This is a genomic window from Neobacillus sp. DFD-2R (assembly GCF_057747865.1).
Map to the genome: position 1 here is coordinate 40,226 of NZ_CM173228.1, position 14,771 is coordinate 54,996.

Annotated in this window: 12 protein-coding genes and 1 riboswitch; of the genes, 6 read left to right on the forward strand and 6 right to left on the reverse strand. The window is 37.8% G+C overall.

Features of this window, described 5'->3' with window-relative positions:
• Window positions 1–41 precede the first annotated feature (41 nt).
• Genes AC3ANV_RS00205 through AC3ANV_RS00215 form a run of 3 tightly spaced genes read right to left on the reverse strand, consistent with a single transcriptional unit; the run spans window position 42 to window position 2,221 of the window.
• On the reverse strand, window positions 42–764 hold the full coding sequence (locus AC3ANV_RS00205; RefSeq protein ID WP_488311698.1) for an amino acid ABC transporter ATP-binding protein: 723 nt from the start codon (window positions 762–764) through the stop codon (window positions 42–44).
• Window positions 757–1,416 carry an amino acid ABC transporter permease gene (locus tag AC3ANV_RS00210; RefSeq protein WP_488311699.1) on the reverse strand — a complete coding sequence of 220 codons (660 nt, stop codon included), beginning with the start codon at window positions 1,414–1,416 and terminating at the stop codon, window positions 757–759. Before AC3ANV_RS00210 ends, AC3ANV_RS00205 begins: the two co-directional genes overlap by 8 nt.
• 22 nt (window positions 1,417–1,438) lie before the next feature.
• Window positions 1,439–2,221, reverse strand: coding sequence for a transporter substrate-binding domain-containing protein (locus tag AC3ANV_RS00215; protein WP_488311700.1), 783 nt, complete (start codon window positions 2,219–2,221; stop codon window positions 1,439–1,441).
• Between the two features lie 250 nt (window positions 2,222–2,471).
• Between AC3ANV_RS00215 and AC3ANV_RS00220 the strand changes: the two genes are divergently transcribed.
• The 3 genes from AC3ANV_RS00220 to AC3ANV_RS00230 all read left to right on the forward strand — a co-directional run bounded on the left by AC3ANV_RS00220 (window position 2,472) and on the right by AC3ANV_RS00230 (window position 6,908).
• Window positions 2,472–3,599: a M20 family metallopeptidase gene (locus tag AC3ANV_RS00220; RefSeq protein ID WP_488311701.1), complete on the forward strand. Its 1,128-nt coding sequence runs from the start codon at window positions 2,472–2,474 to the stop codon at window positions 3,597–3,599.
• Between the two features lie 129 nt (window positions 3,600–3,728).
• A riboswitch (ZMP/ZTP riboswitch) is annotated at window positions 3,729–3,807 on the forward strand.
• Between the two features lie 168 nt (window positions 3,808–3,975).
• Complete coding sequence (locus AC3ANV_RS00225; protein ID WP_488311702.1) at window positions 3,976–5,175, forward strand: phosphoglycerate dehydrogenase; 1,200 nt, start codon at window positions 3,976–3,978, stop codon at window positions 5,173–5,175.
• Window positions 5,176–5,552: 377 nt separating this feature from the next.
• Window positions 5,553–6,908, forward strand: a complete 1,356-nt coding sequence (locus tag AC3ANV_RS00230; RefSeq protein WP_488311703.1) for a C40 family peptidase — start codon at window positions 5,553–5,555, stop codon at window positions 6,906–6,908.
• A gap of 96 nt (window positions 6,909–7,004) precedes the next feature.
• Here AC3ANV_RS00230 and AC3ANV_RS00235 read toward each other — a convergent pair whose 3' ends face one another.
• Window positions 7,005–8,174, reverse strand: coding sequence for a DNA cytosine methyltransferase (locus AC3ANV_RS00235; protein WP_488311704.1), 1,170 nt, complete (start codon window positions 8,172–8,174; stop codon window positions 7,005–7,007).
• Window positions 8,175–8,549: 375 nt separating this feature from the next.
• Window positions 8,550–9,266, reverse strand: a complete 717-nt coding sequence (rluF, locus tag AC3ANV_RS00240; protein WP_488311705.1) for a 23S rRNA pseudouridine(2604) synthase RluF — start codon at window positions 9,264–9,266, stop codon at window positions 8,550–8,552.
• Between the two features lie 1,130 nt (window positions 9,267–10,396).
• On the opposite strand from rluF, the gene AC3ANV_RS00245 reads away from it, so the two are divergent.
• The 3 genes from AC3ANV_RS00245 (at window position 10,397) to AC3ANV_RS00255 (ending at window position 13,294) form a co-directional block, all read left to right on the forward strand.
• On the forward strand, window positions 10,397–11,578 hold the full coding sequence (locus AC3ANV_RS00245; protein WP_488311706.1) for an Alp7A family actin-like protein: 1,182 nt from the start codon (window positions 10,397–10,399) through the stop codon (window positions 11,576–11,578).
• A 14-nt stretch (window positions 11,579–11,592) separates the two neighbouring features.
• Window positions 11,593–12,195 carry a hypothetical protein gene (locus tag AC3ANV_RS00250; protein WP_488311707.1) on the forward strand — a complete coding sequence of 201 codons (603 nt, stop codon included), beginning with the start codon at window positions 11,593–11,595 and terminating at the stop codon, window positions 12,193–12,195.
• 151 nt (window positions 12,196–12,346) lie between these two features.
• The gene (locus tag AC3ANV_RS00255) at window positions 12,347–13,294 is read left to right on the forward strand and encodes a phosphotransferase (RefSeq protein WP_488311708.1); all 948 of its coding nucleotides are present in this window, start codon (window positions 12,347–12,349) and stop codon (window positions 13,292–13,294) included.
• A gap of 44 nt (window positions 13,295–13,338) precedes the next feature.
• Here AC3ANV_RS00255 and pepT read toward each other — a convergent pair whose 3' ends face one another.
• Window positions 13,339–14,571 (reverse strand): peptidase T, encoded by a 1,233-nt coding sequence (gene pepT / locus AC3ANV_RS00260; protein ID WP_488311709.1) that lies wholly within the window; start codon window positions 14,569–14,571, stop codon window positions 13,339–13,341.
• Window positions 14,572–14,771: the final 200 nt, after the last annotated feature.

The window sequence follows — 14,771 nt, forward strand, 5'->3', positions numbered from 1 at the left end:
GCCCCGAAGTTTCACTAACCTTCGAGGGCTTTTCTTTATAATTATAAAATTTTCTCAAGAAATGCACGTGCGCGATCGCTCTTTGGTTTTGCAAAAAACTCCTGGGGAGCCGAATCCTCCATTAATTTTCCTTCGTCCAAAAAGACGATGCGGTCGGCGACTTCCCTTGCGAAGCCCATTTCATGTGTCACAATGACCATGGTGATTCCGGTATGGGCTAAAGATTTCATTACATCCAATACCTCTTTTACCATTTCCGGATCGAGTGCAGATGTCGGTTCATCAAACAACATGATTTCCGGTTCCATCGCTAGTGCTCTTGCAATGGCAACACGCTGCTTTTGCCCTCCTGATAACTTGGAAGGATATATATTTGCCTTGTCCTCTAAACCAACTCGTTTTAATAACTCCATCGCCTTTTTTTCAGCCGCCTCTTTCGCGACTTTTTTAACAGTGATAGGAGCATATATCATATTCTGCAGGACTGTTTTATGAGGGAATAAATGGAAATGTTGAAATACCATTCCAATATTCTGGCGTAGGGATAAGATATTTGTTTTTGGATCGGTAATTTCTTGACCATTCACCACTACCTTCCCGCTAGTAGGGGTTTCCAGTAAATTTAGGCACCGTAAGAAAGTGGACTTTCCGGAACCGGATGGTCCGATAACAGCCACAACTTCACCTTTGTTAATATCAGTAGAAATCCCTTTTAATACTTCTAATTTACCAAATGACTTATAAACGTTTTCTACCTTAATCACTACGACGAAGTCTCCTTTCTAATACACGTGCACCTGCAGTCAGAAGCAGAACCATTCCATAGTAAATCAGGCCCACTAGAATAAGCGGTTCAAAATATAGGAATGTTTTGGAACCGACAATACTGGCACGACGTAATAGATCTGTTACACCAATAGTAGATACTAAGGCTGAATCTTTCAGCAAAGCAATACTCTCATTCGCCAATGCGGGCAGAATATTTTTAATGGCTTGTGGAAGAATGATATCTTTCATCATTTGCCGATAGGGAACACCTAGAGATAATGCAGCTTCGCGCTGTCCCTTATCTACTGCCAAAATGCCGCCTCGAATGGTTTCAGAAACATAAGCAGCTGAATTTAGGGCAAAGGCAATAACCCCGGCTTGTAATGCCGGAATATCATATCCCGTCAATTGCGGGATAGCATAATAGATTAATGCAATCTGTAAAATTAATGGGGTTCCCCGGAAAATCGATGTATAAAATACACCTAACCATTTTAGCGGTTTAATAGTGGAGATTTTAATAAGCGAAAGTACAATTCCCAGAATAAAACCAATGATAGTTGAGAGGATTGTAAATTGTAACGTGACCAATATCCCTTGTAAAATAAAAGGGATATAGGGCACGATTTGATTAAATTGCAAATGCATGCCCTGCTCTCCTCCCTTATAATTATTTTTTGTTAAACCATTTTTTAACTAATTTATCCATTTCACCGTTAGCCTTCATTTCCTTTAATACTTTGTTGAATTCAGCAACATATGATGAGCCTTTCGGAAAGGCTACGGCAGATCCGGCAATTTCAGTGTTTGGAATAACAGTAAATTTAAGATCTGTATTGGATGCTGTATATCCTTTCGCAACAGTGTCCTCGATAACAGCCGCATCAATACGGTTTGCTTTTAGATCCTGAATGATATCGGGGATTTTATTTAAAGATACAATTTGAATCCCTTTAACATCCTTGACTGCTCCCTCTTGAATAGAACCAAGCTGAACGCCTACTTTTTTGCCTTTTAAATCATCTAAAGTTTTAAAGTTTGCATTTGTCTTTGATATGATGGTATTTTTTGCCTCAAAATAGATATCAGAGAAATCAGCGTTTTTCAAGCGTTCCGGTTTTGGGGTCATACCGGCCATTACGAAATCAGCACGCTTGGACTGTAAAGCAGGAAGCAGTCCATTAAAATCCATGTCCTTTACATCGACATCAAAATTTAGTTTACTGCCAATATATTTAGCAATATCGACATCAAAGCCGACAATTTTGCCTGAAACTGTGTCAAAATCTTCATATGGAGGGTAATCTGCAGAAGTAGCCATAATCAATTTCTTTTTCGGTGCATTCCCTTGTGACGCAGTGGATTTATTTTGCTGATTGCCTGAGGTACCGCAGGCTGCTAAAATGGCCATACTCATGATTAGTGATAAGATTATAACAAAAGATTTTTTCAAATCTAACACTCCTTTGTTTATTTATGTTAATTAATTTATAAATATTCAACTACTTTGTTATTATAAATACAGTGTTTTAATTTTTCAACCAGAAATAAATAATTATACGAGAATAATAGGTGATTATTCAATTTACGGAATATTCACTGAATATTGAAAGCCTGTTTAGTTACTCTTAGCATCTATTTATTAAAGCATTAAAGGATAACAAACATACTCAAAAGTGGAAAACAAGAGAGGAGTTATGTATATGCAAAGCTGGAATCATTTTTTTCAGAATAAAATTGATGATATTCTGTTAGAATTAAAAAACTATGTAGAAATGGAAAGCCCGAGCTCCAATAAGAATGCAGTAGACAAACTGGGTTCTTATATTCAACAACAATTTCTAAAGCTCGGCTGCCGTCTTACAAGGATTAAACAAGAAGAATTTGGGGACCAGCTACGGCTGGAGTATGGAGAAGGAGAGGAACAAATTCTTATATTAGGCCATTTCGATACAGTAAAGGACATTGGCACCCTTGAACAGGAGCCTTGGAGAGTAGAAGAGGGAAGGGCTTATGGACCTGGCATCTATGACATGAAAAGCGGCATTGTTTTTGCTTATTTTGCCCTGGAGGCTATTAGAGAACATAAACTTCCTTTAAATAAACGTCTTGTTTTTCTATGGAATACAGATGAAGAGATGGGAAGCCCTTCCTCCAGAAAGTATATACAAGAAGAAGCCTCCAAGAGCAGCTCTGTTCTCGTGCTTGAACCATCATATGGATCCGGTTCATTGAAAACGAGCAGAAAAGGCGGCGGGGAGTTCAAGGTGATGGTACATGGCAGGGCTGCACATGCAGGCAATGACCATGCTAAAGGCGTGAATGCCATTGCGGAATTGGCTCATCATATCCTTGAAATTCAATCCTGGACAAATTATGAAGAAGGCACCACTCTTTCAGTAGGGATGATCAACGGCGGTTCGGCATCGAATGTAGTACCTGAATTTGCAGAAGCCATCGTAGATGTTCGTGTGGCAAAAAAATCTGCCATGTCTATTGTACAACGCCAAACTGTTGCGTTAACTCCTGTTCATCCTGAAGCGAAAGTCTCGGTTCACTGGGAATTTGTTACACCGCCAATGGAACGAACAGAGCAAACCGAACAGCTTTACCTGCTTGCCTATAAACAGGCAGCAGAAGAAGGATTTGAACTGACTGAAATGAATGCCGGCGGGACGAGTGATGGGAATTTTGCGGCAGCCGCAGGGGTGCCGGTTCTTGATGGACTTGGGCCGGTCGGAGATGGTGCCCATGCCCCTCATGAGCATATCATGCTAAAAGATATCCCTGAACGTATAGCCTTATTAGTAAGGATGCTGACAGCTTTATAAGGATGGAAAAAAGGGAATGGCGAATTCTATAAAAAATGCAGATAAGAACTGAAATGAGATTATTCACAAAATGGAAACAAGTTCAAGGTTGAAGATTAGTGGAGAATTTGATAATATAAAACAAACGAAAAGACTATGTGTAACTGGCGAAACGCGGATAACCGCGAGGGAGCACATAGTGTCGAAGCCGTTCGCCTGGGCAGAGGTAAGGGATTTAATCCCTTACCTCTTTCTGTATATTAGGAGGGGATTGATAAAACGAGAGGTCTATACTCTTTTTAAAAATTATATTTTCATAAAATTTGCAATTTTAATTACTGAATTAATTTTTGGAATTTGAAAACTATCATAAATAAAAAAAAGAGGGGAAAACAAAATGACCACATTAACTTTAGGCAAAGTGAAAACAATCAAAACCTTGAATAATATTGCAGAAAGCGGGCTAAAAGTATTCAATAACGATCATTTTACAATCGACAATGACAGTGAAAATCCTGATGCCATTGTTGTTCGCAGCTTTAACATGCATTCAATCGAATTCGGCAATAATTTAAAAGCAATCGCACGGGCCGGTGCCGGTGTCAATAATATTCCGGTCGACAAATGCACAGAGCAAGGAATCGTTGTTTTTAATACCCCGGGTGCTAATGCTAACGCTGTAAAAGAAATGGTTTTAACCACATTAATGGCTTCATCCCGTAACCTTTTTGCCGGTGTGGCCTGGACAAAGACATTAGCAGGTGAAGGCGATCAAGTGCCAAAGCTTGTAGAAGCAGGAAAGAAGCAATTTGTTGGAAAAGAAATTAAGGGAAAAACTCTCGGTGTAATCGGTTTAGGCGCGATTGGGCGGCTTGTAGCCAATGATGCGCTCGATTTAGACATGGATGTGATCGGGTTTGACCCGTTCATCTCTGTCGATACAGCATGGAAATTGTCCCGTAAGGTCCAGCGCGCGATGACGATTGAGGAGCTGTTTGCTAACTCTGATTATATTACTGTACACGTTCCGTTAACCGATGACACAAAAGGATTGTTTAACCAAGAAACCTTTAGCATCATGAAGCCGGATGTTTATATTTTGAATTTCTCACGCGGTGAGCTTGTGAATGAAATTGATATGGCAGTTGCACTGGAAGACGGAAAAGTTGGTATGTATATTACAGACTTCCCGAATGAAAATGTGTTGAAAATGAAAAATGCTGTTCCAATCCCGCATCTTGGTGCCTCAACGCAAGAATCAGAGGAAAATTGTGCTTTTATGGCGGCACTCCAGGTAAAGGAATTTCTGGAAACAGGAAACATCAATAACTCAGTGAATTTCCCAAATGCGTCCCTTCCTTATACCGGAAAGCGCCGTGTGGCAGTATTCCACCAAAACGTTCCAAACATGGTTGGGCAGCTTACATTGGCTATATCAAGCTATAACCTCAACATCGCTGATATGGTTAACAGAAGCCGTGGAGGATACGCGTACACGATGATTGATATTGACAATAAAGTAAACGGCGATATTATTCCCGGTTTGGAAGAGAAAATCAACCAAATCGAAGGCATCGTTACAGCCCGTATTATTTAAACCTAAATAGGAATCGTTTTAGATTATAAATGTAATCATTTTGAGGCCGCTCGGTATTTTCTGAGCGGTCTCTTTTCAGGATGTAAAAAGTATACGGTACTATTATCCCGGTATAATCGTAATCTGGAAAAAATAGTTTTAAATATTAAAAATAGTTTACAAAAATGTTACGTACTGGGGTGAATAAATTGGAAAATAATGCTCAAACACCTTATATAATAACATTTGGCACTACTTCTATTGTTTGTTACGTAGAGCGTTTTTACACAACTTCGATAGAAAAAACCTACTAAATAACCATTTCCTATGGAAGTTTTTGATGTTAAATTTCATTATGTCTAAATAATACATAAATGAAATTTAAGGAAGTGCTACAATTGAAAAAAAATCTAGTAACAGCAGCTGCAACGGCAGGGCTTATATTTACAGCTTTTGGAGCCTCTGCAAGCGCACAGGAAACTACATATACGGTTCGTCCGGGAGACAGTCTTTCGAAAATCTCTAATTTAAATGATGTTTCTATTAATAACTTAAAAGATTGGAATCATCTTTCCGGCGATAAAATCTATGTAAATCAAAAGCTATCACTTACCTACACGGTAAAATCAGGTGATAGTCTTTGGGCAATTGCAAGAACATATGGTACTACAGTAAGGGAACTTAAAAGCCTGAATGGATTAACATCCGATTTAATTCTTATCGGACAGCAATTGAAAGTACCGGAATCGAATTCAAGTACCCCGGCTTCAACTATTACAAACAATCCAAATTATGTTGTTCGAAGCGGCGATACCCTTTCTGTGATAGGGGCTCGTTTTAATCTATCCGTTTCACAGCTTAAAGCAATGAACCATTTAGCAACGGACACAATTTATGTTGGACAAACTCTAAATGTGAGAAGTGCTCGGACAAATCCGGCTATTACTAAAGTCTCTGCCGCATCCACACATATTGGCAAACAAACGATCGCAAAGTCCTATTCAAAGGCTGTCGAAAAGTCAGTGGGAACGTCTAATTCAACAGCTATCCAAAAACCGGTAGCTACAACCAATTCAACAGCGGCCCAAAAACAGGTGGCAACAACCAATTCAACAGTGACCCAAAAACAGGTGGCAACATCCAATACAACAGTGGCAGAAAAACCGGCGGTAACGTCCAATACAACAGTAACTGAAAAACCGGCGGTGACGTCCAATACAACAGTGGCAGAAAAACCGGCGGTAACGTCCAATACAACAGTAACTGAAAAACCGGCGGTGACGTCCAATACAACAGTGGCAGAAAAACCGGCGGTAACGTCCAATTCAACAGTAACTGAAAAACGGGCGGTGACAACCAATTCAACAACAGTTGAAAAACCAGCGGCAACTTCCACTTCAAAAGTTCAGGCAATTATCGATGATGCCAAGAAATACATTGGTACACCATATAGCTGGGGAGGGAATACTCCAGCGGGATTTGATTGCAGTGGTTTTACAAAATATGTATTTAATAATGTAGGGATTTCGTTACCCCGAACAACTGCGGAGCAATGGGATGCAACAACACCAGTCAATTCACCAAGTATAGGTGATCTTGTCTTTTTTGAAACATACAAAAAAGGACCATCACATGTTGGAATCTACCTGGGGAACAACAAATTTATTAGTGCTGCGTCATCAGGCGTAACCATCTCCGATATGACAGCCACTTATTGGAAAACCAGATATCTAGGTACTAGATCTGCCTTTTAATAATTTAGTGAGGTATTGATTTATTGCTAATTACGTATATTGGCAACAAAACAGTATAGCAAATAATGAAAAGGCCCGAATAAATCGGGCCTTTCGTTAGATATGGTTTAATTGAACCGTTTTATTTTTATGAGTTTTTTGAGCTAATTCGTATTCAAGGTAATCCAGACAGGTAACCATTGTATGCGCAAGCTCTTCAATAACAGGGATTGTAACTGAATTACCAAACTGTTTGTATTGTTGGATTCGACTCATCTTTTCAGGGAAAGAAAAAGCATCAACACCATCTTCAATGAATGCGTAATTGATAAAACCTTGTAATTTCCCCCACTCTCTGGGAGTCATTAATCTGATGCCCTCATTATTAAGCGGAGTTTGTTTACCTTTTACCGTCATACCGCCAATATGCTCCTGTGGATCGTATACAAGGTTTCTTTCTTTACCGGAACCCCCGGTTGCAAGTAAAGCATTGGATACAGGATTTACAATACTATTGTCATTTACAACGATATATCCAAATCCATTTCCTTTGCCTTTATGTCTGTCTTTATGTTTCCTTAAAGTGGTAAGATAACCCTTGGCAAGATAAAAATCCGCTTCATTACCAAAATCTAAAAGATCATTCAAATCCTTATAAATAGGCTCCTTTTTCCTGCTTTTTGGTAAATTCTTTATCGGAAGCTCCTTTAAAAAATCTCCAAAATAATTCCGGTCAAACCCCATGAAATATACTCTTGGTCTGTTTTGCGGTAACCCGAAATTTCTTGAATTTAATAAGAAATTAGTAGGATTAAACATAATTTCACCTGTTAATGGATGTTGCTCAACACCAATTACATGATAATTAAGCTCTTTAACAAGTGTTTCGAGTATTATTGTAATCGTTTGGCCGCTTTTATGTCTAAGAAGACCTTCAACGTTTTCAAGAAGAAATGCTTTTGGCCTTGTTCGATTCAAAATATCTGCAACATCGAAAAACAAGGTACCTCGTGTTTTATCAATAAATCCTTCTTTTTTCCCGGCAATTGAAAAGGCTTGGCATGGAAAACCACCTAATAAAATCTCGTAAGAGGAATTCTCCACTTTCGCTTTAAACTCTTCACTTGTAACATCATTAAATGGGTCTTCATTATAAAGATGTTTGTATGTCTCGCAAGCATATTTATCTAATTCAGCAGATAAAACATTTTCAAAACGACCTGTCATTTCAAAACCTCTTCTAATGCCGCCTATCCCGGCAAACAGGTCAATTGTTTTATATTTCAAAGGAATCACTCCCATAAATCAAAATGGACAGTTTATATGATTAGAAACTAGTAGTCAAAGTGCATAGACTATAATTATATCATAATCGATTACCCCATTTTAAAAAGTGAAAAAATCACCGGTTGGGGAGTATTTCGAATTAATAGAAATATATAGTAATAGAATAATACGATTGTAGTTAATGAGAGGGATTGGGGAATTTGATAAATTAACCAGTCAATATATTGCTTATTAATAAACCTGAATTCAGAAAAATACATATTCCGCCGGCTTCCCGATATACGTAATAAAGATGTAGCGGTCCTATCTGCAATAATAGATGAAATAAAAAGAGGATAAACCGAATACTAACCTGTTTCGGCACATCCACTGTTTTTACCATTCCTTTGGCTCATAGTTAAGATCTTTAAATAATTGATTTCGTTCTTTTTTTGATAAATCGCGCCATTGTCCAAGGGGAAGGTTCCCTAAATGAATATTCATGATTCGCGTTCGCTGCAATCTAAGAACATCGTATCCAAGGGCTTCACACATGCGGCGAATTTGCCGATTTAAACCTTGTGTTAAAATGATTTGAAAAACATATTTGGATAGTTGAGTAACTTCACAGGGCAATGTTTTTGTATTTAAAATTTCGACACCGTTTGCCATTCTTTTTAAAAACTCAGGAGTAATCGGCTTGTCTACTGTCACAATATATTCTTTTTCATGCTTATTTTCGGCACGTAAAATTTCGTTGACAATATCTCCATCGTTCGTAAGAAGTATTAAGCCATCTGAATCTTTATCAAGTCGCCCAATGTTAAATATTCTTAATGGATGGTTGACTAAATCAATAATATTTCCTTTAACATTTTTCTCTGTCGTGCTGGTAATGCCTACGGGTTTATTTAAAGCGATATAGACGTAATTTCTTGCCATTCGGATAGGATTTCCACTAACCCGAACATCATCTCCCGGCTCAACTTGACTGCCTATTTTTGCAATCTTCCCATTTATCGTGACTCTTCCTTCACTGATTAATTTATCTGCTCCGCGCCTGGATGTTTTTCCAGATTCACTAATAAATTTATTAATTCGCATGTTAACCACACCCTTAAGTGGAGAATTATTGATAAGAACACACAACAATCACTTTAAGATTATAACTGGGCCAAGTAATGGTTGTTTTGTTCAAACTCTAGCTTTAATAATATATAAAAAAAAAGGAACAAGCAATTCTATCCAAATAGTTGTCCTTCCAAAATTCATCAGTTCATTTTGGCTCAATTACTCTCAATGGGTATGGTTATATCTCAACTAAAATTTGCTATAAGAAGTCGCCGTGAGTATGGGCAGGAAATCTTTCGGGTTATCTTCATATATACAGGAATCGTTTCCAGGGAGGGGTAAAAGCTTTAGTTGTTTTATGCCAGGCTTTTGAAACGTCTCTAATGCTCATTGTTTTTTTATTGTTTACAAAAATGTATACATGTTTACTTAATGTAAACGTTCTGTATACAAAGACGTTTACATGTATACAAACTCGTTTACTTCCCTTTATGACGGTATGTGTACAAGTTTGTTAGTATTGTTTACAAAGTTGTATACAATTTTATTTCTTTTTAATAAACCTCAATAAAGAATCTATCAATCTTCTATAACATAGAAACATTAAGGTAAATACATACCGGACTTGGATCCGAAACAACAAGAGACCAAGAGTGCAGGGGAATAGCCGGAATGCGGCATTAATACAGCCCATGAACATAATATCTTTAAAGATCCTGAAGGAAAAGCGATATAATTGTCGAACAGTTCCCCATTCTAAATTCATTGGCAGAATCATTGAAAAAAATGAATTAAATAAAAACAAGAATCCCCTAGTGGGTTGAGTTATACTAATTATTAGTTGTGTAAAAACCTCACTTTAATTGTTTACAAAAACGTATACATGTTTACTTAATGTAATCAAAATGTTTACAAAGGAGTTTACATGTTTACAGATACGTTTACATGTTTGCGAATCTGTTTACTTCCTTATAAGATAGCGTGTTTACAGGATTGTCATCATTGTTTACAAAAAGAGAACGAGTTTACAAGTTGTTTACAGGTTTACAAATTTATTTCTTTTCGTATAGTGTATTGAAGAATCCGGTAATCTTCTATACCCTTAAGATATGGCACCTAGATACATATTCATTTAAAAAATAAATCTATTAAAAAGAAAAGGAATGATTTTTATGACTAAATCCAGAATTGCAGCGGTTGATGTAGGAAATGACTCAATTAAAGCTATTTTCGGGGAAATAGACTACGAATTAAATATCCCTAATATTGTGGCACGAGATACGGAAGATCGACCGGTGATTGGAATAGAAGAATTAGATGATAAAAATCCATTAGATGGAATTCATATTAAAGTCCACTCCCCTGCATTAAAAGAGAATAATGTTATTTATCGTGTAGGTAATTTGGCAACCAAAACTGACAATGCTACAGAACTTGACCCGGGCAGCAGTAAATCAGAAGAAGACCAAACATTAGTTATGCTCTTTACTACATTGGCATTGGATGCAGTAAGGGCGGAAAACGCACAAATTTTCCCGAAAACGAAAAATGTGATTGATGCAAACTATACGCTGGGCACAGGTCTCCCTCTTCGCGAAGTGAAGGAAGGTAAGGATGCAGGATATCGCTCAAGATTAATTGGCTCTGTTCACCAAGTAGAATTTCTTGTCACACCAAAATACCAAGGATTAAAAGTAAATATAAAGTTTGATGAAGTAAAGGTATATCCGGAAGGCTTTGCTGCCTACATTAACCTTGTGATGGATAATAATTTAAAAATTATTAATAAGGATTTAATAGATAAAAGGATTTTAATCCAAGATATCGGCGGCCTATCAACAGATATCGCAGTCATTAAAAATCGAAATGTCGATGACGATAAGGCACAAGGATTTAATCTTGGTGTATCAGAATCATTAGAAGCAATTAGAGAAGAAATTAGAAAAAAACATGGCGTCGAGTTGGATAGCCGCAGGGATGTTGTTGAAATTATCACCAGAAAAAATGATCGCAATCATATTATGGTCAAAGGAAGCAGGACAAGTGTTCATGATATTACCGACCGTATCCTCCTTGATTTAGCGAAGAAACAATATCGGTTATTACGAAATGTATGGTTAAAAAACTCGCAAACAGAAATCTGCTATTTTGTCGGCGGCGGAGCCAATGTATTAAAGGAATATATTAAAACACTAAATAATAATTTAGACGGATATAATATTGAATTCTTTGAAGATGAAAAAGAGAGTATTTGGATGATGGCAAATGCTTATTATAAGCTAATCACCGACTTTGTAAGAAAAATGGAGAAACCCAAAGTGGCCCAAGTGGTCCAAGAGCCTGTAAAGAAATAATATAAGGTGATTCTATGAAAAAATCCGCCTCAAATGAGGTTAAAAGAGGCCAGGCGATATCCTTTCGCATCCCTTCTGATACACCTGACCATCTCTTAAAGCATTTACAAAAATTAAAGGATACAGAGCGAAGGAATTTTTCGAGTAAAATTGCTGATTTTGTGATGCAAGGCGTCGGTAATTCCTATGCGAGGGAACGGGAAACGATCACAATTCCCCTCCCCCATAAATTAAGTAAAGCGCAACGGGATTGGTTAAAGCATGAGCACTCAGAAGCATTGCTGGGAAGTATTATTTATCAGCTGCTTTCTGACCCAATTCGGGCTACCTCATTACTGGCTTCAATGAATAGTAATTCTTTGGATATCAATCAGGCATTGTACCTGCAAGAAGAAATGGTTCCGAAAGACCTGAATGATGAAAGTCAGGACCGGTTAGTTTCAATTGAGGAAACTGCTGCAGCTTCTGATCTGGATGAAATGGATGATGACTTAAGTACCTTTGATTGGGAGAATGCAGACAGAGATCCTTTATCTATCGAAGAAAAGGAAGATAGTGAGATAGAAAATGACCTGGATGACCTCCTTGGTGATTTCCTTGCGAGCATGAATAAGTAAAAAAGGAAAGAGGCTGACAACAGATAGATGTCAGCCTTTTCCTTATGCTTTATATTGAAGAAGAAGCAATATTTGTGAATTTTTTGAATATATTTGTTATAATTTTCATGCCGTTTGGGTGGTTTTTAAAATCTAATTAGTTGGTGAAATTATGGAGTTGCCAAAAAATATTGTCCGTGAAAATGGGACATTAAATGATGAAAAAATCCTTAAAAAGGAGATCCTCTACAAAGGGATGAATGGAAAATATGTGGAAAGATTTTTTTTGTCACCAACTAAAAGCTATGTGTTCAAGCCTTTAACCAATAATGATCAGTTAGGAAAAGAAGTGTGGGTTAATGAACATATCCTTTCTTCCTTTCCAAATATTTATCCTAAAATGGTCTCCTATTCAGCAAATCATCAGGATCTCGAACAAAATTGGGTGATTTTTGAGGACCTTGGCCAGCTGACACATGTGTTTAATGAGGAAACAGTATTCGGCGTGACGAAGCTAATCGCCTGGTGGCATTCCCTTCCAACCGAAAAATGGGAGATTGTCCCCTTAAAAGGCCCAAAACCACATTTCCAAGATATCGTATCAGAAGTAATCCTAAAGAAAGATAATTTTATTAAATTATTGCCATTACTGGGTATTGAAGAAAATATAATTCTTTATCTTTTTACCCGTCTTGAACAAAGTGAATTCTCAAAGAAAATGGTTTTATCTCATGGGGATTTACATTTGGGAAATTATGCTGTCGCGAACAACCGGACGGTTGTTTTGGACTGGGAGCACACCCACTTAAATATGCCCTATTGGGATTTATACCATGTCATTGATATGTCCCATCCAATTTTTCCTAAGCAAATTACCAGTGAGTTTAGAGAGCAAATCTTAAAAATCTATCTTGGTCAGATAAATCACACGGTAAATGGAGAGGAATTTATCCAAGAATATCATCTATTCTCAGCTGTGTTCTCCATCTGGATGATTATGCTTATTTTAAAGGATTTAAAGAGTAACGATGGAAAGTGGTCTAAAGAGCAGCTGGAAAACCAGCTTAAAGAGACGGTTTCTAGCTTAAAGCAGTGTGTGAATTCACTATATTACCGATGACAATAATTGAAAAAGCTAACCCGGAATGGGTTAGCTTTTTCTCTTTACGCCTTTTGTTCAAAAAGCTGGGCAATTTCAACGACAACGTTTGTCGCTTTGATCATATTATCAACGGAAATAAACTCGAACTTCCCGTGGTAGTTTTCGCCGCCTGTAAAAATATTTGGCGTAGGCAGCCCCATATAGGATAGCTGGGAACCGTCAGTGCCTCCGCGGATCGGTTTAATATCCGGTTCGATATCCAAGTTTTTCATCGCCTCGTAGGCAATGTCGACAATTTCCTTAACAGGCTCAATTTTCTCTCTCATATTGTAATATTGATCCTTTAATTCAAGAAGAATATTGTCTTTTCCGTATTTTGCTTGCAGTTCATTGACGACGTTTTCAATTGTCTTTTTTCGCTGATTAAATTTTTCTTTGTCAAAGTCCCTGATAATATAGTGAAGATTGGTTTGCTCCACATCGCCATTAAAGGAGATCAGGTGGTAGAAGCCTTCGTAGCCTTCAGTATGTTCAGGTGCTTCCTCTGAAGGAAGTTTGCTGTTGAGCTCCATTGCAATTTTCGTAGAATTCACCATTTTGTTTTTTGCTGAACCGGGATGAATATTGTTCCCCTTAATGGTAATTTTTGCAGCCGCCGCATTGAAGCTTTCGTATTCCAATTCCCCTAGCGGACCGCCATCCACTGTGTAGGCATATGTAGCATTGAAGGCCGTAACGTCAAACTTATGAGGTCCCCTGCCAATCTCTTCATCCGGTGTGAACGCAACGCGGACTTTACCGTGTTTAATTTCAGGATGCTGAATCAAATAATTCATTGCCGTCATGATCTCGGTAATGCCAGCTTTGTTGTCGGCTCCTAGAAGCGTCGTACCGTCTGTTGTAATAAGGGTATGTCCTTTATATTGCGGCAGGTTTGGAAAATCCTTTACAGTCATAACGACCTTTAGTGCTTCATTTAAAACAATGTCGTTTCCATCATAGTTTTCCACGATTTGAGGGTTCACATTTTTACCGGTAAAATCGGTGGCTGTATCAACATGGGCCAAAAATCCAATCGTAGGTACGGATTTTTCAGTATTGGAAGCTAAGGTTGCCATTACATACCCATTCTCATCCATAGTAACTTCTTGCATACCGATGGCTTTCAATTCATCGACAAGCATTTTAGCCAGCGTCAACTGCCCAGGCGTAGAAGGACAAGTCTCACTGCTATCATCAGACTGCGTGTCGACTTTAACATAGGAGGTAAATCTTTTAATGAGTTCGTTTTTCACTTGTACTCACTCCCTTTTTGTGTTTATACATGTTTATGATAGCACTTTAGCAGGTTTGCTACACCCTTTTGAAAAATGAATAAAGATGGTTAAGCTTAACTCTCGGAAAATGGTGTCCAACTCTCGGATTGTACGGATTAACTGAGGAGGATTGTTCTTGAACTCCAAGACACCGGCAATATTTTTTACCTCTAAAATGA